22 protein-coding genes and 1 pseudogene are annotated in these 26,437 nt (G+C 66.3%); 15 read left to right on the forward strand and 8 right to left on the reverse strand.

The window, feature by feature from the left end:
* Nucleotides 1–460 precede the first annotated feature (460 nt).
* The 13 genes and pseudogenes from EU800_RS17445 to lpdA form a co-directional block, all read left to right on the forward strand.
* Nucleotides 461–913 (forward strand): annotated as a pseudogene (locus EU800_RS17445) (transposase); the annotation flags it as partial.
* Between the two features lie 391 nt (nucleotides 914–1,304).
* Entirely contained in the window at nucleotides 1,305–1,616 is a 312-nt protein-coding gene (locus tag EU800_RS17450) for an ETC complex I subunit (protein ID WP_129634311.1), read from the forward strand.
* Nucleotides 1,617–1,807: 191 nt separating this feature from the next.
* Complete coding sequence (locus EU800_RS17455) at nucleotides 1,808–2,773, forward strand: metal ABC transporter solute-binding protein, Zn/Mn family (RefSeq protein WP_129634312.1); 966 nt, start codon at nucleotides 1,808–1,810, stop codon at nucleotides 2,771–2,773.
* 10 nt (nucleotides 2,774–2,783) lie between these two features.
* Complete coding sequence (locus EU800_RS17460; protein WP_129634313.1) at nucleotides 2,784–3,593, forward strand: metal ABC transporter ATP-binding protein; 810 nt, start codon at nucleotides 2,784–2,786, stop codon at nucleotides 3,591–3,593.
* Nucleotides 3,594–3,598: 5 nt separating this feature from the next.
* Nucleotides 3,599–4,804, forward strand: a complete 1,206-nt coding sequence (locus EU800_RS17465) for a metal ABC transporter permease (RefSeq protein ID WP_129634314.1) — start codon at nucleotides 3,599–3,601, stop codon at nucleotides 4,802–4,804.
* Nucleotides 4,801–5,730: a metal ABC transporter permease gene (locus tag EU800_RS17470; protein ID WP_129634315.1), complete on the forward strand. Its 930-nt coding sequence runs from the start codon at nucleotides 4,801–4,803 to the stop codon at nucleotides 5,728–5,730. Before EU800_RS17465 ends, EU800_RS17470 begins: the two co-directional genes overlap by 4 nt.
* A gap of 322 nt (nucleotides 5,731–6,052) precedes the next feature.
* Complete coding sequence (locus tag EU800_RS17475) at nucleotides 6,053–7,678, forward strand: SulP family inorganic anion transporter (RefSeq protein ID WP_242500616.1); 1,626 nt, start codon at nucleotides 6,053–6,055, stop codon at nucleotides 7,676–7,678.
* 349 nt (nucleotides 7,679–8,027) lie between these two features.
* Nucleotides 8,028–9,221, forward strand: coding sequence for an ADP-forming succinate--CoA ligase subunit beta (sucC, locus tag EU800_RS17480; protein ID WP_129634316.1), 1,194 nt, complete (start codon nucleotides 8,028–8,030; stop codon nucleotides 9,219–9,221).
* 7 nt (nucleotides 9,222–9,228) lie between these two features.
* Nucleotides 9,229–10,110 (forward strand): succinate--CoA ligase subunit alpha, encoded by an 882-nt coding sequence (gene sucD, locus EU800_RS17485; protein WP_129634317.1) that lies wholly within the window; start codon nucleotides 9,229–9,231, stop codon nucleotides 10,108–10,110.
* Nucleotides 10,111–10,288: 178 nt separating this feature from the next.
* Nucleotides 10,289–13,243 (forward strand): 2-oxoglutarate dehydrogenase E1 component, encoded by a 2,955-nt coding sequence (locus EU800_RS17490; protein WP_129634318.1) that lies wholly within the window; start codon nucleotides 10,289–10,291, stop codon nucleotides 13,241–13,243.
* A gap of 4 nt (nucleotides 13,244–13,247) precedes the next feature.
* Nucleotides 13,248–14,762: a 2-oxoglutarate dehydrogenase complex dihydrolipoyllysine-residue succinyltransferase gene (odhB, locus tag EU800_RS17495; RefSeq protein WP_129634319.1), complete on the forward strand. Its 1,515-nt coding sequence runs from the start codon at nucleotides 13,248–13,250 to the stop codon at nucleotides 14,760–14,762.
* 78 nt (nucleotides 14,763–14,840) lie between these two features.
* Nucleotides 14,841–15,566: an STAS/SEC14 domain-containing protein gene (locus EU800_RS17500; protein WP_242500617.1), complete on the forward strand. Its 726-nt coding sequence runs from the start codon at nucleotides 14,841–14,843 to the stop codon at nucleotides 15,564–15,566.
* A 101-nt stretch (nucleotides 15,567–15,667) separates the two neighbouring features.
* Nucleotides 15,668–17,062: a dihydrolipoyl dehydrogenase gene (gene lpdA, locus EU800_RS17505; protein ID WP_129634320.1), complete on the forward strand. Its 1,395-nt coding sequence runs from the start codon at nucleotides 15,668–15,670 to the stop codon at nucleotides 17,060–17,062.
* 234 nt (nucleotides 17,063–17,296) lie between these two features.
* Here the strand turns inward: lpdA and EU800_RS17510 are convergent, their stop codons facing one another.
* Entirely contained in the window at nucleotides 17,297–18,310 is a 1,014-nt protein-coding gene (locus tag EU800_RS17510; protein ID WP_129634321.1) for a ribose-phosphate pyrophosphokinase, read from the reverse strand.
* Nucleotides 18,311–18,451: 141 nt separating this feature from the next.
* The gene (locus tag EU800_RS17515; RefSeq protein WP_129634322.1) at nucleotides 18,452–19,951 is read right to left on the reverse strand and encodes a hypothetical protein; all 1,500 of its coding nucleotides are present in this window, start codon (nucleotides 19,949–19,951) and stop codon (nucleotides 18,452–18,454) included.
* Nucleotides 19,952–20,077: 126 nt separating this feature from the next.
* On the opposite strand from EU800_RS17515, the gene EU800_RS17520 reads away from it, so the two are divergent.
* Both EU800_RS17520 and EU800_RS17525 read left to right on the forward strand, forming a co-directional pair.
* Complete coding sequence (locus EU800_RS17520) at nucleotides 20,078–20,674, forward strand: 2-hydroxychromene-2-carboxylate isomerase (RefSeq protein ID WP_129634323.1); 597 nt, start codon at nucleotides 20,078–20,080, stop codon at nucleotides 20,672–20,674.
* A gap of 111 nt (nucleotides 20,675–20,785) precedes the next feature.
* Entirely contained in the window at nucleotides 20,786–21,391 is a 606-nt protein-coding gene (locus EU800_RS17525) for a DNA-3-methyladenine glycosylase I (protein WP_129634324.1), read from the forward strand.
* A 268-nt stretch (nucleotides 21,392–21,659) separates the two neighbouring features.
* Here the strand turns inward: EU800_RS17525 and EU800_RS17530 are convergent, their stop codons facing one another.
* The 6 genes from EU800_RS17530 to EU800_RS17555 all read right to left on the reverse strand — a co-directional run bounded on the left by EU800_RS17530 (nucleotide 21,660) and on the right by EU800_RS17555 (nucleotide 26,428).
* A complete protein-coding gene (locus EU800_RS17530; RefSeq protein WP_129634325.1) occupies nucleotides 21,660–22,292 on the reverse strand; it encodes a class I SAM-dependent methyltransferase in 633 nt (210 codons plus the stop codon).
* Nucleotides 22,293–22,388: 96 nt separating this feature from the next.
* The gene (locus EU800_RS17535; RefSeq protein WP_129634326.1) at nucleotides 22,389–23,015 is read right to left on the reverse strand and encodes a LysE family translocator; all 627 of its coding nucleotides are present in this window, start codon (nucleotides 23,013–23,015) and stop codon (nucleotides 22,389–22,391) included.
* Between the two features lie 162 nt (nucleotides 23,016–23,177).
* A complete protein-coding gene (locus tag EU800_RS17540; protein ID WP_129634327.1) occupies nucleotides 23,178–24,221 on the reverse strand; it encodes a low specificity L-threonine aldolase in 1,044 nt (347 codons plus the stop codon).
* A gap of 67 nt (nucleotides 24,222–24,288) precedes the next feature.
* On the reverse strand, nucleotides 24,289–24,810 hold the full coding sequence (locus tag EU800_RS17545; protein WP_129634328.1) for a GNAT family N-acetyltransferase: 522 nt from the start codon (nucleotides 24,808–24,810) through the stop codon (nucleotides 24,289–24,291).
* A gap of 171 nt (nucleotides 24,811–24,981) precedes the next feature.
* Nucleotides 24,982–25,452, reverse strand: coding sequence for a YcgN family cysteine cluster protein (locus EU800_RS17550; RefSeq protein ID WP_129634329.1), 471 nt, complete (start codon nucleotides 25,450–25,452; stop codon nucleotides 24,982–24,984).
* The gene (locus EU800_RS17555) at nucleotides 25,445–26,428 is read right to left on the reverse strand and encodes a bifunctional riboflavin kinase/FAD synthetase (protein ID WP_129634330.1); all 984 of its coding nucleotides are present in this window, start codon (nucleotides 26,426–26,428) and stop codon (nucleotides 25,445–25,447) included. Before EU800_RS17555 ends, EU800_RS17550 begins: the two co-directional genes overlap by 8 nt.
* Between the last annotated feature and the right edge of the window lie 9 nt (nucleotides 26,429–26,437).

The following is a 26,437-nucleotide window of genomic DNA, read 5'->3' on the forward strand; positions in this document are numbered from 1 at the left end:
AACGCGGCACTGTGGTTTCTTCTCGGACGTCTTGCCATCTTTCGCTCCTTCTTCCCGGCATCGCTGCCGGATCGGGAGCGGAAAATCCACCTAACTCACCCGTTCAGATTTCCCGAGCCACCTCTGTCGCTATGCCAAAACGATATCGAAGACGTAGCGAGGCGGCGGTCCTGGTTCGTTTCGAGCGATAAGCGCTCCGGGATCATTTGCCCGTCGTAGGAGCCCATCTCGCGCGTTGCCCGGCTCACCGGGAAAGTACATTTGCGTTGTCAGATCCGCTCCATTCGCGCTGCGCACCTTCCCGGCACTGGCTCCTGCGCATTGCGCAACGCCAACCCCGGCTGTTCGCCCACTGGCCGCTGTTGCACGGATATGGCTGAACAATGGGAGCCGGATGATGCGAGAGTATCACGTCCGGTTCTGAGAGAGCGCGGGGGTGAAAGTCCCCCGCGCCACTCGCCTGTTCGTGAAGATAAATGGCGAGCGGCACTATCTCTGGCGGGCCGTCGATCATGAGGGCGAGGTGCTGGAAAGCTTCGTGACGAAGACGCGGGACAAGAAGGCGGCATTGAAATTATTGAAGAAATCAATGAAGCGCTACGGGCGGCCGCATATCTTCGTCACTGACAAGCTCCGCTCCTACGGTGCCGCGCTGAGGGAAGTCGGTGCGGCGGATCGGCAGGAAACCGGACGCTGGCAGAACAACCGGGCGGAGAATTCGCACCTGCCCTTTCGACGACGGGAGCGGGCGATGCAACGCTTTCGGCGGATGCGAAGTTTGCAGAAATTCGTCTCCGTCCACGCCTCGGTCCACAATCATTTCAACCAGGAACGCCACCTCTACTCTCGACAGAATTTCAAGCTCAACCGTGCCGCCGCTCTCGCAGAGTGGCGTGACCTTGGCGCGGCATAAGGGGCAGGACTACTGTCCGACCTGAGACCGGTTCGAATCCGTCTGACAGCACCCTACTGCCGAGTGTGAATCCCTTTTGTCAACACGACCTAGAGGCCGGCGCCGGTGCTTTGCCAGAGCGGCGAGGGTGGGGGATCGTTTCCTGGTTGCAGGAGGACCTGCGGAAAAGTGCACTTTGTCGTGAGAGCGCAAACAATAGGACTCGCGCCTCGGTTGAATTGACGCTACGTTAGATCTACGCAGCAGTACGGTTGCCAGCCGGCCAGCCTCACGACCCACCCCATTCCCTCGACGCCGGCTGGCAACCACCTGCAGTCTCCGAGACAGATTGGCCCCTTGCGCCGAAGCGCCGGCTTGGCGATATATCGCCCGAGAACCAAGGAGTTTGCCCATGCGCGCGCGGATCTACCAACCAGCCAGGAACGCCATGCAATCCGGCACCGGGAAGACGAGGCTCTGGATGCTCGAGATGGTGCCCGAGGGTGGGCGGACGATCGACCCGCTGATGGGCTGGCCCTCCAATTCGGACATGTCCGCGCAGATCCGGATGAAATTCGACAGCCGCGAGGCGGCCGAGGATTACGCCAAGGAACACGGGATCGACTATGTCGTGGTGGAGCCGAAGAAGCGCAAGCCGGTGATCCGCAAGAACGGCTATGGCGAGAATTTCGCCACCAACCGTCGCCAGACCTGGACCCACTGAGGCCAGACCGCCCGAAAGCCACGTTCGATCCGGCCGGAACGTCACGCTCCGTCGCTGCCGGTCCAGTCGTTCGACCGGGTTGCAGATGATAGTCGTTCGCAATCTTCTTGATTTTTTGCAAACGAGTTGCATATTCATTCCATCGGGGCGGATGCGCCCGCGCGACAGACGACAGCGATGACAGGGGTGAGATGCACAGGAGAGAGCTGCTTGCAGCGATAGGGGCAAGTGCGGTCTGGGCGACCGCGATGCCGGGCCGGGCGCAGGACGCCGCGCCGCTCGAGATCGTCGCGACGACCGGCATGATTGCCGACGCGGCGGTGCGGATCGGCGGTGACCTCGTCTCGGTACGCGGGCTGATGGGGCCGGGGGTCGACCCGCATTCCTATCGCCAGACCCGCAGCGATATCGTTGCCATGACCCGGGCCGATCTGGTGCTGGCCCACGGGCTCTATCTCGAGGCGCAGATGGAGGAGTTCTTCGAAAAGCTGGTGCAAAAGGGGCGGGTCGAGGCGATTGCGGAAAGCCTGCCGAAGGACCAGTTGCTCGCCCACACGGACTACGACGACAAGTTCGACCCGCATGTTTGGATGGACCCGGCGCTGTGGGCCGAGGTCGTGCCGGCGGTTCGTGACGCGTTGATCGAGGCGCGGCCCGAAAGCGCGGCGGTGTTCACCCGGAACACGGACGCGCTTGTCGCGGAGATCGGTGGGCTCGCGGAATACGGCCACAAGATTCTCGGCGAGGTTCCCGCGCAGAGCCGCGTCCTGGTGACGGCGCATGACGCCTTTGGCTATTTCGGCCGCGCCTACGGCTTCGAGGTGCTCGGCATCCAGGGGATCTCGACCGAATCCGAGGCCGGGCTGAACCGCATCGGCGAGCTCGTCGACGTGCTGGTCGACCGAGATATCGGCGCGGTCTTTGTCGAGAGCTCGGTCTCGGACCGCAACATCCGCGCGTTGATCGAGGGCGCTGCAGCGCAGGGCCACGAGGTCACGGTCGGTGGCGAACTTTTCTCGGACGCGATGGGTGAGCCCGGCACATACGAGGGCACCTATATCGGCATGCTCGATCACAACATGACGACGATCGCCCGCGCATTGGGAGGCGTCCCTCCGGAACGCGGCATGAATGGCCGGCTCAGTGCCGGTCTTTGAGGAGAACGGGATGACCCACCTGGAACTTGCCGCCGATCACGGTCGGATGGTCGAGGCCGAGAACCTGGCGTCCAGTCCGCTGGCGATCCGCGGGCTGACCGTCTCCTATGGCGAGAAACCGGCGATCTTCTCGGTTGACGCGACCTTTGAGGACGGCTCCATGACGGCGATCATCGGGCCGAACGGCGCCGGAAAGTCGACCCTGCTCAAGGCCGCGCTCGGCGTGGTCCGGCCGCTCTCCGGGCGAGTCACCGTCTATGGCGGGCCACTGGAGGGCGCGCGCGGTCGCATCGCCTATGTTCCACAGCGCGCGTCGGTCGACTGGGATTTCCCGGCCCGCGTCATCGACGTGGTGCTGATGGGGCTCTACCGCGAGCTCGGCCTGCTGGCCCGCGTGACCGGCCGGCACCGCAGCCGGGCGATGGACTGTCTCGCCCGCGTCGGCATGGAAAATTTCGCGCACCGGCAGATCGGCAAGCTGTCGGGTGGCCAGCAGCAGCGCGTCTTTCTTGCCCGCGCTTTGGCGCAGGATGCCGACCTCTACCTGCTCGACGAACCCTTCGCTGGTGTCGACGCAGCCACGGAGAAGGCGATCATCGACGTGCTGAAGGCGCTCAATGCGGGCGGAAAGACGGTTGTCGCGGTGCATCACGACCTCGCAACGGTCACCGAGTATTTCGACCGGGTCTTCCTCATCAACGTGCGCAAGGTCGGCGAGGGCCCGGTGGAGTCGACCTTCACCGGCGAGGCCCTGCAGAAGGCCTATGGCGGGCGGCTCGCCGTGACACAGATCGACGGGCTCGCGCTCGGCGCGGTTTGACGGCGATGCTTTTCGAGGCGCTCACCCTCCAGCTCGGCTATAACGCCACGCTGGTGGCTGTCGGTGCGGCGCTGCTCGGCGTCGCGGCCGGCGTCACCGGGACGTTCCTGTTTCTGCGCAAGCGCGCTCTGGTGGCCGACGCGATCAGCCACGCGACGCTGCCCGGCGTCGGGTTGGCCTTCATCGTCATGGTGCTTGCGGGGGGCGACGGGCGCAACCTCGCAGGGCTGATGGCGGGCTCGGCGCTGACGGCCTGGGGCGGCCTTATCTGCGTCCAGGCGATCACCCGGCGCACCCGGCTTTCGGAGGATGCCGCCATCGGCGCCGTGCTGTCGGTCTTCTTCGGCGCGGGCATCGTGCTGCTCACGGTGATCCAGACGATGTCGTCGGGTCGGCAGGCGGGGCTCGACGGGCTGCTTCTCGGCTCGACCGCCGGGATGCTCCGGCAGGACGCGCTGATGATCGCGGCGGGCGGCGCGCTGACACTGGCGCTGGTGCTGATCCTGCGCCGGGCGATGATCCTCGTGGCCTTCGATTCGGAATACGCGCGGTCCATCGGTCTCCGGCCGGACCGGGTCGACATGATGACGATGCTGCTGGTTCTCGCCGTCACGGTGGTCGGGCTGAAGATCGTCGGCCTGATCCTGATTGTCGCGCTGCTCATCATCCCGCCGGTGACCGCGCGGTTCTGGACCGAACGCAGCACGCGCGTGGCGGCCTATGCCGGTGTTGTCGGCGGCGTCTCCGGCTATGTCGGTGCGGCGCTGTCGGCCTCGGCTCCGGCGATGCCGACGGGGCCGATCATCGTGCTGACCTGCTTCGTTCTCTTCCTGCTGTCGCTTCTTCTCGCCCCGGAACGCGGCCTGCTTGCCGCCTGGCTGCGCCACCGGCGGTTCCAGGAGCGGGTCCATATCCGCCAGGGCCTCCTGGCGCTTGCGCAGGGGCAGGAGGTCTACGAGCCGCTGACGATCCGGCTGCTCGTCCGCAAGGGGCTGGCCCGCCGCGACGGCGTGCCGACGGAGGCGGGACGGGCCCGCGCCGCCAAGGCGCTCAGGGACGAACACCGCTGGCAGGCGCTGCACGGACTGGCCGAATACGAGGCGATCTCCGGTCTCTATGACGGGCTGCGCGACATCGAGACCGTCCTCACCGCCGACCAGATCGACGAGCTCGACGCGGTGCTCGGCGGCCCACGGGAGGTGACGCCATGAGCGGCGCGGATTTCGTTCCCCTGAGCCTGGTGCCGATCCTGATCGGCGTCTTCACCGCCATCGCCTGCGCGTTGCCGGGAAATTTCCTGCTGCTGCGCCGGCAGGCGCTGATCGGCGACGCGATCAGCCACGTGGTGTTGCCCGGCATCGTCCTGGCTTTCCTGGTGACCGGCTCGACGGGAACCTGGCCGATGATGGCAGGGGCCGCCGTCGCGGCAGTCGTCGCGGTGGTGCTGATCGAGGCGATCCGCAGGCTGGGCCGGGTCGAGTCCGGCGCGGCGATGGGGGTGGTCTTCACCGCCATGTTCGCCGGCGGCGTTCTGCTGCTCGAGCGGTCGGACACCTCGGCCGTCCATCTGGACGTGGAACACGCGCTGATGGGCAATCTCGAGTCGCTGATCTGGCTCGACGCCGAGGGCTGGTCTTCGCTCCTCGACCCGGTGGCGCTCGCGGGCCTGCCGCCCGAACTCACGCGGATCTTCGTCACCATGCTGGGCGTCGCGGCGTTCCTCTGGCTGTTCTGGCGGCCGTTGAAGATCGCCACTTTCGACGAAGGTTTCGCGCAAGGCGCGGGCATCCGTACCGGAGCGCTCGGCATGGCGCTCGTGATCGTCGCCGCCATCGCGGCGGTGGCGGCCTTCGACGCGGTGGGCTCGATCATCGTCATCGCCATGTTCATCTGCCCGCCCGCGGCGGCGCGGCTGATGACGGACCGACTGGAGGCTCAGATTGCCTGGTCGGTCGGGTTCGCGACGCTCTCGGCGGTGGCGGGTTACGTGCTCGCCGGTTACGGTCCGCTCTGGTTCGGCGGGGTCAACGCGGTCTCCGCCGCGGGGATGATCGCGACGGTCTCTGGCGTGATCCTGGCGCTTGCGACCATTTTTGGTCCATGCCGGTCCCGTACCGGGGCGCCGAGCGGCACCTGATATTTTCTCGTCCGGTTTGGCGGAGGGGGGCCTGCCTGGGACTTTGGCGCGGTGCCACTCCAGGTTCCGGGCCGGAGACTGGTCAATAACCGAGCCGATCCGTCCCGGCGTATTGGCCGCCTCCCAACCGGTTTCGGAATAAGCGCCATGCACTGAGCGCATGGCGGGTTCCCGGTGGCCCGGGTTCTGCGGTGCAGCAGGCTCTGTTATCGCCAACGGATGCGCCCGTCACGCGACCGGGCGCGACATCCCATTTCGCCGCTTTTGGCCGCCGGGCATCCGGCGCGTGCCGCGGCACCCGATCTGCAAGAGAGGTCCCGAATTGACCCGAGCCATCATGGCGGCCCTGGCGCCGAGCAACTATCTCGCCCTGTTTTCCTCCGACGAGAGCCTGAACCCGGCCCGACTGCGCACCGAGATCCTTTCGGGTCTCACGGTGGCGCTGGCGCTGGTGCCCGAGGCGGTGGCCTTCGCCTTCGTCGCCGGCGTCCACCCGTTGGTCGGCCTCTACGCCGCCTTCATCGTCGGGCTGATCACCGCGCTGATCGGTGGCCGGCCGGGGATGATCTCGGGCGCGACAGGCGCGCTGGCGGTGGTCATGGTCTCGCTCGTCTCGCAGCACGGCGTCGAATATCTCTTTGCCACCGTCGTCCTGATGGGGCTTATCCAGATCGCCGCGGGGGTCTTCCGGCTCGGCAAGTTCATCCGACTGGTGCCGCACCCGGTGATGCTCGGCTTCGTCAACGGCCTCGCCATCGTTATCTTCCTCGCCCAGTTGAGCCAGTTCCAGGTGCCGGGCTCGGCCGAGGCCACGGGCCACGGCATGTCGGGCGGGGAATGGCTGACCGGCGTGCCGCTGGCCACCATGCTGGCGCTGGTGGGGCTGACCATGGCGGTGATCTGGGTCATGCCGAAGCTGACCCGTGCCATCCCCGCGCCGCTCGCCGGCATCGCGCTGATCGCCGCCATCGTGATCGGTTTCGGCATCGACGTGCCGCGGGTGGGCGACATGGCCTCGATCGAGGGCGGGCTGCCGCAATTCCACATCCCCATGGTGCCGCTCACCCTCGAGACGCTTCAGATCATCCTGCCTTACGCGCTCATCCTCGCCGCCATCGGCCTGATCGAGAGCCTGCTGACCCTCAACCTCGTTGGCGAGATCCTGCATGAGCGCGGCGGGTCGAGCCAGGAATGCGTGGCACAGGGCGTGGCCAACACCGTCACCGGCTTCTTTGGCGGCATGGGCGGCTGCGCGATGATCGGCCAGTCGATGATCAACGTGAAGTCCGGCGGGCGGACGCGCATTGCCGGCGTTGCCGCTGCGCTGTTCCTGCTGGTCTTCATCGTCCTCGCGGCGCCGGCGATCGAACAGATCCCGCTCGCCGCGCTGGTCGGCGTGATGTTCATGGTCGTCATCGGCACCTTTGCCTGGAAGTCGTTCACGATCATGCGCAAGGTGCCGTTTGCGGACGCGCTCGTCATCGTGCTGGTCACCGTCGTAACGGTTGCCACCGATCTCGCGACCGCGGTGATCGTCGGCGTCATCATTTCGGCGCTCGTCTTCGCCTGGAAGAGCGCGTCGCATATCCACGCCAAATCCTACCGGACGCCCGAAGGCGCGAAGGTCTACCAGATCCAGGGGCCGCTCTTCTTCGGCTCCGCCCATGCCTTTGCCGAGCTTTTCGATCCCGCTGGGGACCCCTCCCGCGTCGTGGTGGACTTTGCCGAGAGCAAGGTGGCCGACCAGTCGGCGCTGACGGCAATCGATGCGCTCGCGACGAAATACGAGGCGGCCGGCAAGACGCTGGAACTGCGCCACCTGAGCCACGATTGCCACAAGCTCCTGTCGAAAGCCGGTCAACTCATCGTGGATTCCGACGACGATCCGGATTACGGGATCGCCGCGGATTACGCCCTGCGGACGGGAGTGCTGCACGCGGGCCACTGAGCCCGTCGCGTTTCCGCCCGCGGCAGAGGTCGCCGATCCAGGGAGGGATCGAGGCCCGTGCGGCGTGTCGTGATGCGTCGCTTGCAGCGTCCAGCTGCGCGGGCTGTCCGGGCAGAAAGCTCGACAAATTAGCTGTTTGCGCTAGCATCCGGTCCGATGAGCGGAGTGATTCCCGCCGTTGGCCATCGAGATGTTTCCAGAAACTGGATCTTTGTGATCACAGCTAATTTTCCTGTGATCACAAAGGTGATTTTTTCGGGCGAATCTCCACCTTTTGAAGACAAAACTGTTTCCCCGTGTCCCGCAGCATGCCAATCAGGGTCAAATCGCAGCTAGACGGGACAGTTTCATGAACATCCATGAATACCAGGCGAAGGCTCTGCTTCGCGACTACGGCGCACCGGTCAGCGATGGCCGTGTCGTGCTGAGGGCCGAAGAGGCCAAGACCGCCGCGGGCGGGCTTGACGGGCCGCTCTGGGTGGTGAAGGCGCAGATCCATGCCGGCGGCCGCGGCAAGGGCTCCTTCAAGGAGACCGATGCGGGCGAGATGGGCGGCGTTCGGCTCGCCAAGTCCGTCGAGGAGGCCGCTGACGAGGCCCGCAAGATGCTCGGCCGCACTCTGGTCACTCACCAGACCGGCCCGGCGGGCAAACAGGTCAACCGCATCTATATCGAGGACGGCTCCGGCATCTCGCGCGAACTCTACCTCGCGCTGCTGATCGACCGCTCCACCTCCCGCGTCTCCTTCGTCTGCTCGACCGAGGGCGGGATGGATATCGAGGAAGTTGCTGCCTCGACGCCGGAAAAGATCCTGTCCTTCCCGGTCGATCCCGCGACCGGCTACCAGGCATTCCACGGCCGCCGCATCGCCTTCATGCTGGGCCTCGAGGGCGGCCAGGTGAAGCAATGCGTCAAGCTCATGGGGATCCTCTACAAGCTGTTCATCGACAAGGACATGGACATGCTCGAGATCAACCCGCTGATCGTCACGGACGGCGGTGATCTCAAGTGCCTCGACGCCAAGGTCGGTTTCGACGGCAACGCGATCTACCGCCATCCCGATATCGCTGCCCTGCGCGACGAGTCGGAGGAGGACCCGAAGGAGCTCGAAGCGTCCAAGTTCGACCTCAACTACATCGCGCTCGACGGCGAGATCGGCTGCATGGTGAACGGCGCGGGCCTCGCCATGGCGACGATGGACATCATCAAGCTCTATGGCGCGGAGCCGGCGAACTTCCTCGATGTCGGCGGCGGCGCCACCAAGGAGAAGGTCACCGAAGCCTTCAAGATCATCACCTCGGACCCGAATGTGAAGGGCATCCTGGTCAACATCTTCGGCGGTATCATGCGCTGCGACATCATCGCCGACGGCGTGATCGCCGCGGTGAAGGAGGTCGGCCTCGAGGTTCCGCTGGTGGTGCGGCTCGAGGGCACCAATGTGGAGAAGGGCAAGGAGATCATCGCGAATTCCGGCCTGAACGTGATCGCCGCGGACAATCTAAGCGACGGTGCCGAGAAGATCGTCAAGGCGGTGAAGGGGTAATTGGACAATGGCTATTCTCGTTGACAAGAACACCAAGGTGATCTGCCAGGGCCTCACCGGCTCGCAGGGCACCTTCCACTCGGAACAGGCCATTGCCTATGGCACCAAGATGGTCGGCGGCGTGACGCCGGGCAAAGGCGGCCAGGAGCATCTCGGTCTGCCGGTCTTCAACTCGGTGCACGAGGCCCGCGCGGTGACCGGGGCGAATGCGAGCGTGATCTACGTGCCGCCGCCCTTTGCCGCGGACTCGATCCTCGAGGCGATCGACGCCGGGATGGAGCTCATCGTCTGCATCACCGAGGGCATCCCGGTGCTCGACATGATGAAGGTCAAGCGCGCGCTGATCGACAGCAAGTCGCGGCTCATCGGCCCGAACTGCCCGGGCGTCATCACGCCGGATGCCTGCAAGATCGGCATCATGCCGGGCCATATCCACAAGCGCGGCTCTGTGGGCGTCGTCTCCCGCTCCGGCACGCTGACCTACGAGGCGGTCAAGCAGACCTCGGACAGCGGCCTTGGCCAGTCGACGGCAGTCGGCATCGGCGGCGACCCGATCAAGGGCACCGAGCATATCGACGTGCTCGACATGTTCCTCGATGACGACGAGACCCAGGCGATCATCATGATCGGCGAGATCGGTGGGTCCGCCGAGGAGGAAGCGGCCGAGTTCCTCGCCGAACAGCGCAAGAAGGGCCGCTGGAAGCCGACCGCTGGCTTCATCGCCGGCCGCACCGCGCCTCCGGGCCGCCGCATGGGCCATGCCGGCGCCATCGTCGCCGGTGGCAAGGGCGGCGCCGAGGACAAGATCGAGGCCATGCAATCGGCCGGAATCGTCGTCGCCGACAGCCCCGCCGCGCTCGGCGAGGCGGTGCTGAAGGCGATCGGCTGAACCGCCGCAGTCCGGGGAGGGGATCGACAGATGCGATACGCGCGAACAGGCATCCGCCGGTTCTTCCCCGGGCCGTCATTTCCCGGGCCGCTTCCAGCGGCCCGGGTTTCGGTCTGAAGGCGGCCAGCGCCGCCGACCACATCAAGTCCGATATCAACGAGAGCGCCAAGGACTCGCCATGACAGAACACAGCCGCAACGACATCTTCCACGCATCGAGTTTCCTTCAGGGGCATAACGCCGAATACGTGGAGCAGCTCTATGCCCGCTACTCGAACGACCCGGCCTCGGTGGACGAGGGCTGGGCGGAGTTCTTCCGGCATCTGAACGATGACGAGCGGGACGTGCGGGCGGAGGCGCGCGGACCGTCCTGGGCGCGGACCGACAGCTTCATCGCCGACGAGTTGACCGCGGCGCTGACCGGCGAGTGGGCGGCCGAACCGGAGATCCGCGAGGCCGGCAAAAAGATCAGGGCGAAGGCGGAGGAGACGGGCGTCGAGGTTTCCGACGACCAGATCAAGCGCGCCGTGCTCGATTCGATCCGCGCGCTGATGATCATTCGCGCCTACCGGATCCGGGGCCATCTCGTCGCCGATCTCGACCCGCTTGGCATGCGCGAGCAGACGCCGCATCCCGAGCTCGACCCCGCCTCCTACGGCTTCACCGACGCCGACATGGACCGGCCGATTTTCATCGACAACGTGCTCGGCCTGCAGACGGCGACGATGCGCGAGATCCTCGCGATCGTGAAGCGGACCTATTGCGGCACCTTCGCGCTGCAATACATGCATATCTCGGATCCCGAACAGGCCGCCTGGCTCAAGGAGCGGATCGAGGGCTTCGGCAAGGAGATCGCCTTTACCCGCGAGGGACGCCGGGCGATCCTCAACAAGCTCGTGGAGGCCGAGGGCTTCGAGAAATTCCTGCATGTCAAATATATGGGTACGAAGCGCTTCGGCCTTGACGGCGGCGAGTCGCTCATCCCGGCGATGGAGCAGATCGTCAAACGCGGCGGCGCGCTCGGCGTTACGGACGTGGTGATCGGCATGCCTCACCGCGGCCGGCTCTCAGTGCTCGCCAACGTGCTGATGAAGCCTTACCGCGCGATCTTCAACGAGTTCCAGGGCGGTTCGTTCAAGCCCGAGGACGTGGACGGCTCGGGCGACGTGAAATACCACCTTGGTGCCTCGGCGGACCGCGAGTTCGACGGCAACACGGTCCACCTGTCGCTGACCGCCAACCCCTCGCATCTCGAGGCGGTGAACCCGGTGGTGCTCGGCAAGGCGCGCGCCAAGCAGGACCAGAACAACGACCACGATCGCACCAGCGTGATCCCGATCCTGCTGCACGGCGATGCCGCCTTTGCGGGCCAGGGCGTGGTGGCCGAGTGCTTCGGTCTCTCGGGGCTGAAGGGCCACCGGACGGGCGGCACCATCCACCTCGTGGTCAACAACCAGATCGGCTTTACCACCGCGCCGCATTTCTCGCGCTCCTCGCCCTATCCGACTGACATCGCGCTGATGGTCGAGGCGCCGATCTTCCACGTGAACGGGGACGATCCGGAAGCGGTGGTCCACGCCGCCAAGGTGGCGACCGAGTATCGGCAGAAGTTCCACAAGGACGTCGTCATCGACATCTTCTGCTACCGGCGCTTCGGGCATAACGAGGGCGACGAGCCCATGTTCACCAACCCGATCATGTACAACCGGATCAAGAAGCATAAGACGACGCTGGCGCTCTACACCGAACGGCTGGTGGACGACGGGCTGATCCCCGAAGGCGAGATCGAGGACATGAAGGCCGCCTTCCAGTCGAAGCTCAACGACGAGTTCGAGGCCGGCAAGGAGTTCAAGCCGAACAAGGCCGACTGGCTCGACGGCCGCTGGTCGCATCTCGACCGCGAGGGCGACAGCTACCAGCGTGGCGAGACGGCGATCCCCGAGGAGACCTTTGACCAGGTCGGCCGGGCGCTGACAACGGCGCCCGATGGGTTCCCGCTGCACAAGACCGTCGGGCGGCTGCTCGACGCCAAGAGGCAGATGTTCGAGACGGGCCAGGGCTTCGACTGGGCGACCGGCGAGGCGCTCGCTTTCGGCTCGCTCCTGACCGAGGGGTACCCTGTGCGGCTGGCGGGGCAGGATTCCACCCGCGGCACCTTCAGCCAGCGCCATTCCGGCTTCGTCAACCAGGAGAACGAGGAGCGCTACTACCCGCTCAACCATATCCGGGAGGGGCAGGCGAGCTACGAGGTCATCGATTCGATGCTCTCCGAATATGCCGTGCTCGGGTTCGAATACGGCTACTCGCTGGCCGAGCCCAACGCGCTCACGCTCTGGGAAGCGCAGTTCGGCGACTTTGCCAACGGCGCGCAGATCATGTTCGACCAGTTCATCTCCTCCGGCGAGAGCAAGTGGCTCCGGATGTCCGGCCTCGTCATGCTGATGCCGCATGGCTTCGAAGGGCAGGGGCCGGAGCACAGCTCGGCGCGGCTCGAGCGCTGGCTGCAACTCTGCGGTTCGGACAACTGGATCGTCGCCAACTGCTCGACGCCGGCGAACTATTTCCACATCCTGCGCCGCCAGCTCCACCGCTCCTTCCGCAAGCCGCTGGTGCTGATGACGCCGAAATCGCTGTTGCGCCACAAGTTCTGCGTCTCGGGCCGGGAGGATTTCACGACCGGGTCCTCCTTCCACCGCGTCCTCTGGGACGATGCCCAGAAGGGCAATTCGGACACCGAGCTCAAGCCGGACAGCGAAATCAAGCGCGTCGTCATGTGTTCGGGCAAGGTCTATTTCGACCTGCTGGAGGAACGCGACGCCCGCGGCATCGACGACGTCTACCTCCTCCGCATCGAGCAGTTCTATCCCTTCCCGGCGATCTCGCTGGTCAAGGAACTCGAGCGCTTCAAGGGTGCGGAGATGGTCTGGTGCCAGGAAGAGCCCAAGAACCAGGGCGCCTGGACCTTCATCGAGCCGAATATCGAATGGGTGCTTACCCGGATCGGTGCGAAACACAGCCGTCCGTCCTATGTCGGTCGCGCGGCCTCGGCCTCGCCGGCCACCGGACTGGCGAGCCAACACAAAGCACAGCAAGCGGCGCTCGTCGACGAAGCGCTGACCACGGAAGGGAAGTGAAAACATGTCCATTGAAGTCCGCGTGCCCACCCTGGGCGAAAGCGTCACCGAGGCAACCGTCGCAACCTGGTTCAAGAAACCCGGTGATTCCGTGGCCGTCGACGAGATGCTGTGCGAGCTGGAAACCGACAAGGTGACGGTGGAGGTTCCCGCGCCGTCCGCCGGCGTGCTCGGCGAGATCGTCGCCGGCGAGGGCGAGACGGTCGGTGTCGATGCGCTCCTGGCGACGCTCGAGGCCGGCGACGGCGCTGCGGCGGACAAGGAGGCGAAACCGGCCGATACGGCCGACGCGCCTGCCGAGGCGTCGGAAGATGGCGACGGCTCGACTGTCGACGTGATGGTTCCGACGCTCGGCGAGAGCGTCACCGAGGCGACCGTCTCGACCTGGTTCAAGAAGGTCGGTGACCGGGTCGCGCAGGACGAGATGCTGTGCGAGCTGGAGACCGACAAGGTTTCGGTCGAGGTTCCCGCGCCAGCGTCCGGTGTGCTGACCGAGATCCTTGCGCCCGAGGGAAGCACGGTCGAGGCGGCCGGCAAGCTCGCGGTCCTGACCTCCGGCGCAGGCGCTGCCGCGGCGCCGGCCTCCGCGCCCGCCGAAGCACCGGCCGCCGAAACGCCCGCCTCCTCCGGCAAGGATGTCGCGGATGCCCCGTCGGCCCGCAAGCTGATGGCCGAGAAGGGCCTCGACCCGGCCAAGGTCGATGGCTCGGGCCGCGACGGACGGGTGATGAAGGAAGATGTCATCGCCGCGCTCAACAAGCCGGCCGATAAACCCGCCGCGCCGGCCGCCCCGCGTGCGCCCGTCCCGGCCGAGGACGCCGCGCGCGAAGAGCGGATCAAGATGACCCGGCTCCGGCAGACCATTGCCCGCCGCCTCAAGGACGCCCAGAACACGGCGGCGATCCTGACCACCTATAACGAGGTGGACATGACCGAGGTTATGGCGCTGCGCTCGCAGTACAAGGACGAGTTCGAGAAGCGCCACGGCGTCCGGCTCGGCTTCATGTCCTTCTTCACCAAGGCCTGCTGCGCCGCGCTGAAGGAAGTGCCGGAGGTCAATGCCGAGATCGACGGCGACGAGATCGTCTACAAGAATTTCGTCCACATGGGCATCGCCGCCGGCACGCCGCAGGGCCTCGTCGTCCCGGTGATCCGCGATGTCGACGCGATGGGCTTTGCCGAGATCGAGGCCGCGATTGCCGAGAAGGGCCGCCGTGCCCGCGACGGCAAGCTCTCGATGGCCGAGATGCAGGGCGGCACCTTCACGATCTCCAACGGCGGCGTCTACGGCTCGCTGATGTCCTCGCCGATCCTTAACCCGCCGCAATCGGGCATCCTCGGCATGCACAAGATCCAGCAGCGACCGATGGTGGTGAACGGCGAGATCGTCGTCCGGCCGATGATGTATCTGGCGCTGAGCTACGATCACCGCGTCGTTGACGGCAAGGGCGCGGTGACCTTCCTCGTGAAGGTTAAGGAAGCGCTTGAGGATCCGCGGCGCCTGCTGATGGATCTGTGACCTGCGCAGCCGCGGACGCGCACCGGCGGGCCCGCGGCTGCTCGGAAACCTGGTCGAGCGACGTTGAGGAGGACCACCTTGATTGAGCTGAAAATGTCTCCCGATCATCCGGTCATGGAGATCCACCTGAGCGGGGTTGTCACGTCCGACGACTACGCGGATGTGCTGGTCCCGGCCATCGAGAAAGCGCTGCAGGATCGGGAGCAGTTGCGGGTTCTCGTGCGGGTCGGCGAGGGATTCGAACGCTACACGCTCGAGGCGATGGGGGCCGACGCCCGGCTGGGGCTCAAGCACTGGAACGGCTTCGACAGGATTGCCGTGGTTTCGGACACCGGCTGGCTGAACACGACCGTCCGGGCAGTTTCGATCTTCGTCAACTGCCCGGTCTCGGTCTTCGCGCTCGGCGAGGAAGATGCGGCGCGGCGCTGGCTCGTGGAATCGCTCGGCAGCATCCACCAGACGGATCTCGGCGACGGCGTTCTGCATGTTCAGCTTCTCGGCCAGATCGACAGTGCCGTCTACGCGGCCGAGAGCGAGGACCTTAACGCCTTCATCCGCGCCAACGAGCGGTTCCGGCTGCTGCTCGACCTGCGCGAGTTCGACGGTTGGCAGGGGCTCGGCGCGATCGGCGCGCATTTCAAGCTGGTTCGCGACCATCGCCATCTCGTGGACCGTGTCGCCATCGTTGGCGACAAGGCCTGGCAGGCGATCGGCCAGCGGATCGGGCGGCAGTTCATCGATGCGCCAGTGCATTACTTCCCGGCCAACGATTTCGACGGTGCCAAGGCCTGGCTCCTGGCGTGACCGCGCCGTGACATGAAACGCGATGCCGCCCGGAGACGGGCGAACCCGAGACAGGCGCGCTGCACATGGCGCAGCGCGACAGAAAAACGAAGGAGAGAAGAATGGCAGAATATGATGTCATCGTGATCGGCGCCGGCCCTGGCGGATATGTCTGCGCCATCCGTTGCGCCCAGCTCGGGCTCAAGACCGCCTGCGTCGAGGGCCGCGAGACGCTTGGCGGCACCTGCCTCAATGTCGGCTGCATCCCCTCCAAGGCGCTGCTGCACGCCTCGCACATGCTGCACGAGGCGGAGCACAATTTCGAGGAAATGGGCATCAAGGCGGCCAAGCCGAAGGTCGAATGGGAGAAGATGCTCTCCTACAAGGACGGCGTGATCGCCGCCAATACCAAGGGTGTGGAGTTCCTGTTCAAGAAGAACAAGATCGACTGGCTGAAGGGCTGGGGCTCGATTCCGGAGGCCGGCAAGGTCAAGGTCGGCGACGAGGTTCACACGGCCAAGCATATCGTGATCGCCTCCGGGTCCAAATCCGCCTCGATCCCGGGCGCGGAGGTGGAGATCGACGAGAAGATCGTCGTCACCTCGACCGGCGCACTGGAGCTGCCCAAGGTGCCGAAGAAGATGGTCGTGGTCGGCGGCGGCGTGATCGGGCTGGAGTTGGGTTCGGTCTACAGCCGGCTCGGCAGCGAGGTCACGGTGATCGAGTTCATGGACGGCGTGACCCCCGGCGCCGATGCCGAGGTGGCGCGGACCTTCCAGCGGATTCTCGGCAAGCAGGGGATGGAGATCATCACCGGCGCTGCGGTCTCGAAGGTCGAGACGCTGAAGACCAAGGCCAAGGTGAGCTACAAGCTGCGCAAGGACGACAGCGAGCACCAGGTGGATGCGGATGTGGTCCTCGTCTCCACCGGCCGGCTGCCCTATACCGAGGGGCTCGGGCTCGACGGGCTTGGCGTGGAGCTGACCAAGCGCGGCCAGATCGCGGTCGATGCCGAATACCGGACCAACGTGCCGGGGCTCTATGCCATCGGCGACGTGATTGAGGGACCGATGCTGGCGCACAAGGCCGAGGACGAGGGCGGCGCGCTCGCCGAGTTGCTTGCCGGGCAGAAGCCGCATATCGACTACAACCTGATCCCCGGCGTGATCTACACCACGCCCGAGGTCGCCTCGGTCGGCGCGACGGAGGAGCAGTTGAAGGAGGCCGGCCGCGCCTACAAGGTCGGCAAGTTCTCCTTCATGGGCAATGGCCGTGCCAAGGCGATGATGCAGGCCGACGGTTTCGTCAAGATCCTCGCCGACAAGGAGACCGACCGCATCCTTGGCGCGCATATCCTCGGCCCCGCCGCCGGAGAGATGATCCACGAGATCTGCGTGGCGATGGAGTTCGGCGCCTCGGCCGAGGATCTCGCCCGGACCTGCCACGCCCACCCGACCACCTCGGAAGCGGTGCGCGAGGCGGCGATGGCCTGTGGCGACGGACCGATCCACGCATGACCTGACGGGGATGGGGGGCTTTCTACCCCCCGCGCGCCTCTGGCGCTCCCTCCTCGAGGATACTTCCGATCAGAAGAAGAGGGCCCCCTGGGGCCCTTTTTTAGGTAGAGGACTGGACGCCGCGGCTGGCCGGAAGAGGGAACGCGGCGGTTCCGGGCCCCCTCGGCATAAGCGCCGAAGGCGGGCGGTCAGCCCGGATTTGGTGATTATCTGCGAGGGCGTGCGTGCCCCCGCTCAGTAGGTCCCCTCATAGATCGCCGCGAGCGAGTCGTGATCGAAGAGAGAGGACACCGAGGTGCCGTTCCAGATGTTCAGGATCGCCTGGGCAAAGACCGGTGCGGTCGGCACGATGCGGATGTTCTTGGCCTTCGCGATCTGCTCGGTCGCCTCGATGGAATCGGTGATGACGAGCGATTTCATCGAGGATTTGGTGATCCGGTCGACCGCCGGGCCGGAGAGCACGCCGTGGGTGATGTAGGAATGCACCTCCTTGGCGCCGTTCTCCAGAAGCACGTCTCCGGCCTTCACCAGCGTGCCGGCGGTGTCGCAGATGTCGTCGACGATGATGCAGGTCTGTCCTGTGACGTCGCCGATCACGGTCATCTCCGCCACTTCGCCGGCCTTCTCGCGGCGCTTGTCGACGATGGCGAGCGCGCAGCCGATCCGTTGGGCAAGCTCGCGCGCGCGGCCGACGCCGCCGACATCGGGGGAGACCACCGTAATCTTGTCCAGCTTCTTGCCGAACTTGTGCTTGATATCGAGCGCGAAGATCGGCGCGGCATAGAGGTTGTCCACGGGGATGTCGAAGAAGCCCTGGATCTGGGTGGCGTGAAGATCCATGGTCAGGACCCGGTCGATGCCGGAGGCGGCGATCATGTTGGCCACCAGCTTGGCCGAGATGGGCGTGCGCGCCTTGGAGCGGCGATCCTGGCGGGCATAGCCGAAATAGGGGATCACGCCGGTGATCCGCGCGGCCGAGGAGCGGCGCAGCGCGTCGGCCATGATGAGGAGTTCCATCAGGTTGTCATTGGCCGGGTGCGAGGTCGGCTGGAGGATGAACATGTCCTCGCCGCGGACGTTCTCGTAGACCTCGACGAAGATTTCCTGGTCGTTGAACCGTTCGACACGGGCATCGACGAGGCCAACCGACATGCCGCGGCTCATCGAGACGCGGCGCGAGATCGCATCGGCCAGCCTTCGGTTGGCGTTTCCGGAGATCAGCTTGGGCTGGCTCTGGTGAGGATTCATGGGCGGGCTCCGGGATAGCGGATTCGTGACGGGGATGTGACGCTGTTGCCCTAGCGCACGGGAGGTCGAATGGAAACATGTCGCGAGCGTCGCGGCGGCCGCCTGTTGCGCCGAGATGCGCCGCGACGCGCCCGCGGAGGCTCATCGGGCACAGGCGGCGGTGTCGTTGCCCCAGTAGGCAAGCGCCCAATCGCCAAAGTCATGGACACAGGCGGGCGGCGGGGCACCGGAAGCGAGCGCCGCGTCAAGGCCGGGGACGGTCATGTAGGCGAAGATGTCGCGGCCCTCGGCCATCGCATCGGCAAGCCGGTCGGGCCGGTAGGAACTCATCTCCGGGCGGCCGAGGTCTGGGCGGTCGTAGCGCAGCGGGAAAAGCTCCGAGATGAGGCGGTTGCGGCTGTCGTCTTCCTTCTCATAGAGCAGGCGGAGGTTTTCGGGCGGCGTGCGGGCGATGATCCGTGCAACCGGTTCGAGCGAGCGGTCGGGTGGCGTGCCCGGAAGCCGGGACTGCGCCGCGCCTAAACTCGCCAAAAGGGCGAGGAGGGGCAGGATCGCGAACCAGCTCCAGGCGCGGTTGCCGAGGCGCGCCATGCCGCTGCCGGCCAGCGCCAGCAGACAGAAAAGGGCCGGCAGGAAATAGCGCGGCACGAGGACGCTGGTCCAGATGCTGACGCAGAGCAGCAGCGCGACATAGCCCGCGAGCAACAGGACCGGCGCGAGCAGCGCCGGGCGGTCGCGGCAGGCGAGTGCGCCGGCGAGGGCGAAGAGCAGGAGAGCCGCCGACACAACCCAGGTCACCGTCGTGGCAAGCGTGCCGGACGGGCCGATGACGGCGGCAAGCCCACCGTCGAAGACGACCTGGTTCCAGAGGTTGACCAGCCCCTCGAGCCCGAGCGTGTTGTATTTGTCGGCCCAGTAGCCTTCTTCGGCCTGGCGCGCGATATGCGGCCCGCTGAAGGCGAAATAGCCCAGCACCGAGACGATCGCCGGCACCTTCACGGCGCGACGCCAGCGGGCGCGGAAGGCAGCGTCGTTGCGGCTGCGGGGCAGGGCGAAAGGCAGGGCGGCGAGGGTGACGAAGGCGAAGATGCCGGCGGTCATGGTCAGGCTCGCGAGCGAGAAGCCCCAGCCGAAAAGCCGCATCGGGCGGCGAAGGCGCGGTCCGTCCGCCGCGGCGCCTTGCCCCAGCGTCGCAAAGAGGCCAAGCGCGCCGGCGATCCCGATGCCGAGGAACAGCATCAGAAGGCCATAGGGGCGGGCATTCTGGGACCAGTGGATTGCCAGCGGGGAGGCGGCGTAGAGCAGGCCGAAGAACAGCCCGGCGCGCGTGGAGACATATTTCGCGAGCCCGCCCGCGAGCACCGCGGCGCCGGCGGCATCGAAGACGACGGAGGCCGTCCGCATGAGGACGACGTTGCCGCCCTCTATTCCCAATGCTTTCATTAGCGCGAAATAGAGCGGCGAGTGGCCGCGGCTGATCCGGTCCGCGGCGAGCCCGTACCAGTCGCGCGAGATGGCGAATTGCGAGTAGATCTCGTCGAGCCATGGCGCGCGCAGGTCCACGCCAGGCAGTCGCAGCGCAAGCGCTGCGCCGAAGGTGATGAGCGCCACGAGGAGGGCCTGGCGGATCAGCGGTGACATGGGCGGGTCCGGTCTCCTGCTTCGGGACGGGCGGCGGCCGCGCCGCCGTTTTCAAAGACCCGAAGCCCCCGGCATTGTCAACAAACCGCACCCGGCTATGGTGGCGTCGCAACGAAGGAGGCACGCATGCCGCATATCGACTATTTCTTCTCCACGCTTTCGCCCTTCACCTATCTCGCCGGCAATCGCCTCGAGGAAATCGCCGAGGCGCGCGGCGCGACCATCACCTACAAGCCGATGGATATCCTTGCGCTTTTCCCCCGTACCGGCGGCATCGTTCCGCAGGAGCGACACCCGTCGCGGCTCGAATACCGGATGCAGGAGATCAAGCGGTGGGCGAAAAAGACCGGGATGCCGATGAACCCGCGGCCGGCGCATTCCCCGACCAACGCTGCGCCCTCCTCCTATGCGATCATCGCGGCGCAGCTCTCCGGCGGCAATGTCGGCCCGCTGGTGCAAGCCTTCCTGCGCGCGGGCTGGGCCGAGGAGAAGGACATCGCACGCGATGATGTGGTGCGGGAATGCCTCGGAAACTGCGGTTTCGATCCGAGCCTTGCCGATTCGGGCCTGCTCACCGGGGCGGAGACCTATGCGGCCAATCTCGAGGAAGCGGTCAAACGCGGCGTCTTCGGCTCGCCGTTCTACATCACCGATACCGATGAGCGCTTCTGGGGGCAGGACCGGCTCGCCGATCTCGACGCCCATCTCGCCGGAAAGCTCTGACGCCATGACCGAAGCAACCACAGGCCGCCGGAAAGGTGGGATCGTCGTCCGACGCGTTGGCGACTTGGTCGAGGTTCGAAACGTCCCCCGCGCGTCGCGGAGGGGGCCGGCATGAGCAAGACCGTTCCGGGCCCCGACGGGCGGCCCCGCTGCGCCTGGTGCGCCGCCGCGCCGGAGTTCTTCGACTATCACGACCGGGAATGGGGCTTTCCGGTCGACGACGACATCCGTCTCTTCGAGAAGATCTGCCTCGAGAGCTTCCAGTCGGGCCTGAGCTGGCGGACGATCCTGGCCAAGCGCGAGAATTTCCGTGCCGCCTTCGCGGGGTTCGATTTCCGAAAGGTCGCGCTTTTCGGCGACGCCGACGTGGAGCGGCTCCTGCAGGATGCAGGCATCGTTCGCCACCGTGGAAAGATCGAGGCGGTGATCAACAACGCGCGATGCGCCTGCGACATGGTCGACACGGAGGGCTCGCTCGCAACCTTCCTGTGGCGCTTTGAACCCGAGGACGACGACGCGGCGCCGCAGAGCCGCTCGACCTCGCCCGCCTCGGTGGCCCTGTCGAAGGAGTTGCGCAGGCGCGGATGGAAATTCGTCGGCCCGACGACGGTCTTTGCCTTCATGCAGGCCATGGGACTGATCAATGACCATGTGGAGAGTTGCGTGATGCGGTCCGAGGTGGCGGCGGCGCGGGAGGCGTTTCGGCGGCCTGTCTGAGTGTCAGAGCGCGTGCCGTGCCAATGGACAGATGTGCCTTGCACCATGGTGCCGGGCAACGTCGTGAGCCCGCCGCGCCATTTCCGGGCCGCGCCCACGTCCCGGCGATGCGTTGAAGCCAGCGCACCGCATCGGAATTTTCGGCGTCTTCAACATGAACCGCCCCGACCCGTTGTCGGATCGCCGCGCCGCGGCCCGGTGATGGCGCGAATCCCAGCCCGACCGAGTTCGGAGCCGGGCCACGGGTGGCCATCGGCCGGTCTTCGCGTCAGTCCGGCTTGCGCGCAATGATGAAGACCGCCTTCGACGGGGCCTCGCCCGGCTGCCAGATCTCCTCGATTTCGAAACCCGCCGCCTCGATGGCGGTGGCGAGGTCTTCGCGCGAAAAGGCGGCGATCCGCGGCAACAGGCCGAGAAGGTTGCCGAGCGGCAGGATCGTGGAGCGAAGGAGCCTTGCGCGCCCGGCGAGACAGATCGTCGAACTGACGAAGAGCCCGCCCGGCCGGAGCGCATCGAACAGCTTGGCGATCACCGCGTCACGGTCCTCGACGAGATGCAGGATGCTCATCGCGAGGGCCGCGTCGAAACTGCCGGGAGCGATCTGGAGGCTGTCGATGGTGGCTGTCTCGAAGCGGATGTTGTCGATGCCGGCCGCCGCGGCCTTTTCGCGGCAGATCTCGATCATCGCGGGCGCGAAATCGATGGCGAGGATCTCGCCGACATGCGGAGCGTGTTCGAGCGCGGTCGATCCGGTGCCGCAGCCGATCTCCAGCATCCGCCAGCCGGGGTCGAGCCGGGCCTGCGTCCGCGCGAGTTTTTCCCGATAGGCGGCCTCGTCGGCCACCGGCGTGCGGGCATAGCGTCGGGCAATCCAGTTCCAGAAGCGATTTGGCTGCGCCATGGCGGTCTCGAATGCGAATGTAATGCCTTGCAGATGGCAGCGACACGGGCGGGGGTCAACCGCTGTCGCCGGGTGAGGCGGCCGGGCAGGTCGGCGTCAACGGTGCTGGAGCGCCAGCCGGAGGCCGAGCGCACAGTAGATCCTGCCCACCACCTTGCCTTGCCATTTCAGCACGGCCGGGTTGCGGCGCAGCAAGCGCCCGAGGTTGCCGGCCGAGGTCGCGAAGACGATGGTGCTGAAAAAGCCGATAGCGGCGAAGAGCAGGCCGAGGATGGAAAGCTGAAGCACGACATTGCCGTTCTCGGGCTGCACGAACTGAGGCAGGAAGGCGAGGAAGAAGAGCGCCGTCTTGGGGTTGAGGATTTCGGCGAGGATGGCCTGCCGAAAGGCGGTGCCGGCGGTCAGAACGCGGGAGGCGCGGCCGAAGCCCGAGGGCGAGCGCGCCAGGATCGCGCGGAGGCCCAGAAAGACCAGATAGGCCGCGCCCGCATATTTGACGAGGCTGAAGAGCAGGGCCGAGGTGGCGATCACGGCCGAGATGCCGACGATGGCGAAGGCGGTGTGCACGAGATCTCCCGCAGTAATCCCCGCGCCGGTGGCGATGCCCACCCTGACGCCCGAACTGGTCGCCCGCGCGACCGTGAGGAGCGTCGCCGGGCCGGGAATGAAGACAAAGCCAAGGACGATGGTGCAATAGGTCAGGAGCGTCTGCGGATCGATCATGGAGAACCTCTGTGCTGGTCGCGCGAGCTAGCCATGGAGAGGGTTCTGGGGCAAGAGGCGCGGCGCTGCGGTGAGGAGGCCGGTCGCGCGATTCCGACGCCGGTCGCCGTCGGTCTCCCCCGAGGCCTGGAGATTGGCGTTACGACGCGTGGCAGCAGCGGCCTAGAGCAGCGCCAGGAACCTGTCGGTATCTGCATCGCTTGCCGACCAGTCGGTGACGAAGCGTGCGGCCAGAGGTTCGTCCTCCGGCCCGCCGTCGAGCGTCGCGTCCCAGAGGTGATACTCGGCGCCGGCGGCGAAGAGGTGGCGATGGGTGGCGCGCGGCAGGCGGGCGAAGACGATGTTGGCCTCCGGGCGATACATCAGATTCGCCCCCGGCGCGGCCCGCAGCCCGTCGGCGAGGCGCTGGCAAGCGGCGTTGGCGGAGGTCGCAATCTCGAGCCAGAGCCCGCCCTCGAGATAGGCATGCATCTGAGCGGCAAGGAAGCGGTGCTTGGAGAAGAGATGCGCGCCGCGCTTGCGGCGAAGCTCGAACTCGCGGCTCTTCGCGGGGTCGAAGAGGATGGCCGCCTCAACGCCCATCAGCCCGTTCTTGGTGCCGCCGAAGCTCAGCATGTCGATGCCGGATTTCCAGGTCGCCTCGGCCGGTGTGCAGCCGAGCGCAATCAGCGCGTTCGCGAAACGGGCGCCGTCCATATGGACCTTGAGGCCGAACTCCTGCGCGATGCCGGTCAGGGTGCGGAGCTCTTCCAGCGAATACACCGTGCCTTTCTCCGTCGCCTGCGTGAGCGAGACCGGACCGCGCATCGGCCCGTGCAGGTCGCGCGTCTCTTCGCCCTCGATGGCGGCACGCAGGCCCGCGGGCGTCATCTTGCCGTCCTCGGTCGTCACCAGCGTGAGCTTGGCGCCACCGGTGAAGAATTCCGGCGCGTTGAGCTCATCCTCCTGGATATGCGCGCAGCGGCTGCAGAAGATCGTCTGCCAGGGGGTAGCATGACTGGCCAGAAGCAGCGAATTGGCTGCCGTTCCGGTGGCGACGAGGTGGACCACGGCCTCCGGAGCCTCGAAGACCTCGCGAACCTGCGCCGTCAACTCAGCCGAAAGCGCGTCGGCGGCATAGGGGGACGCGTAGCCCGCGTTGGCGCGCAGCAGCGCGTCCATGACGTTCGGGTGGACCGGACCGGTATTGTCAGAAGCAAAATGCATGGGTTCCCCTTAGAGCGACGAAAGCGGAAAGAAAAGATGCGGGACGGGGCGCAGTTCAGCCGGTTCGTCACAGATGCAGGGCGCCCTCGACGATGCCGTCGGAGCCGTGCAGCTCGGCGCCGACACCCCGCGCCAGCGCCCGGATCCCGGTATTGTCGCGCCGGAAAGAGAGGTGAATCACGGTGAGCCGCGCAAGGCGTCCGGCCACGAGGCTCGCCGCCACGAGCAGCCGGCCGATCGAGGCATGCTGGAACTCCGGTTCGACGGAAATGGCGAACTCCGCCTGCGCCCCGCCGCTGTCGGGCAACAGCTCGCCGACGCCGCGCAGCACGCCGTCTGCAAAGACTCCGAAGACGAGCGCGTGTTCCCAGTCGAGCCGGTCGGCATGGGCGTCAAGCGTGCCGTCGTTCACCACAGCCTGAAACCGGGCGTGGCGGTCCTCTGGTGGTAGGCGACGGAGGTGATCGCGATACTGGCCGACGTCACGCCGGGTCAGGCCGCGCAGGGCGATCTGCGTGCCGCTGCGCGTCTCGAAGACAAGCTGGCGGCCGGAACGGCGAAAGAGGCGCTGGCGGAACTTTCCGAACATGCGGGCACTCCGGCATCGGTCTCCTCCCGGTGTTGCAGGGTCAGCGCCGCGCCGGGGCAGTCTCCGGGCGCGACGCTGCGTTGCAGCAATGATGCCTGAAGTGATCGCGTCGCGAAAGGGTTTCCCGCCTTGCACGTTGTGCATGTCTGGCCGCCGCGGGGCAGGGCGCGCTCAGGTCTCGATCTCGATGAGGTGGTCTTCCCACTCGTCCTCGGGAATGTCGAACTCCGAGAGCGTCATGCCGCGGACTGAAATCCCGGCATCGTGGACGCTCTCCGGGTCGCCCGACAGCAGGTAGTGCCAGCCGGGCAGCGGCTTGCCCTCGGCAAGGCGGCGATAGGCACAGCTGCGCGGCATCCAGTAGGCGTTGTCGGCGATGGTCTCGGGGCGGAGCGTGACGCAATCAGGAACGAACTGGTGGCGGATGTCGTAATGCGTGCAGCGGCAGGTGTCGTCGTCGAGCAGCCGGCAGGCGATGCGGGTGAATTCCACCTGGCCGGTCTCCTCGTCCTCGAGCTTGTTGAGGCAGCACTTGCCGCAGCCGTCGCAGAGCGCTTCCCATTCCTCTGCGGTCATCTGCGACAGCGGAACGCGCTCCCAGAAGCGCGGCCTGAGGTCGTTCCGACGTCCCGGCCTAGCCATCGGCGGTGCCTTTCATCGGGAAGCCGACGAGCGGGACCTTCGCGAGGATCGCACGCGCCTCGGCCTCGTCGGCACGGATCTGGTTCACCAGCGCCTCGACGCCATCGAAGCGCTGTTCGGGCCGCAGGAACTGCACGAGGCCGACCGAAAGATGCGCATCATAGAGATCGCCCTCGAAATCGAGCAGGTGGGTCTCGATATTGGGAGCATTCTCGCCGAACATCGGGCGGATGCCGATCGAGGCGACGCCGCGGTAATGGCCGGCATGCGCGCTGCCGACCACTTCGACGAGCACCGCGTAGACGCCGAATTTCGGTGGGTAGATGCCGGAGATATCCATGTTCGCGGTGGGATAGCCGAGGGTCCGGCCGCGTTTCGCGCCGTGCAGGACCGGGCCCTCGATACGGTGCCAGTGGCCAAGCATGGCGGCGGCGCGATGCGGCGCGCCGTCACCGAGCGCATTGCGGATCGCGGTCGACGAGACCCGTTCGCCGCTCCCCCCGAGCCCAAGCAATTCGGCGATGATCACCTCGAAACCGTGCTCCCGACCGGCCTCTCCCAGCGTCTCCACATTGCCGGTCCTGCCCTTGCCGTAACAGAAATCCGCGCCGACGGTCACGCCGGCGACCCCGAGTCCCTGAACGAGGATATCATTGCAGAAGGCGTCGTGGGTCAGCCCGAAGAGCGGCCTGTCGAAGGGAAGCTCGTAGAGGATGTCCACCCCGAGCTTGGAGAGCCGGTGTGCCTTGGCCTCGGCATTCATCAGCCGGAAAGGCGGGTCGTCGGGGCGAAAGACCTCGCGCGGATGCGGCTCGAAGGTCAGCACGGCGAGTGGCGCGTCCAGCCGTGCGGCGGCGGCGCGGGTGAGGCCGAGCACCGCCTGATGGCCGAGATGCATCCCGTCGAAATTGCCGATCGCGGTGCAAGCGCCGCGCTCGGCCGGGGTGACCTGGGAGAGGGAGGTGATCCGCTTCATGCGCCTCCC

This window comes from Tropicimonas sp. IMCC6043 (genome assembly GCF_004146235.1).
In the GTDB taxonomy this organism is placed as follows: domain Bacteria; phylum Pseudomonadota; class Alphaproteobacteria; order Rhodobacterales; family Rhodobacteraceae; genus Tropicimonas.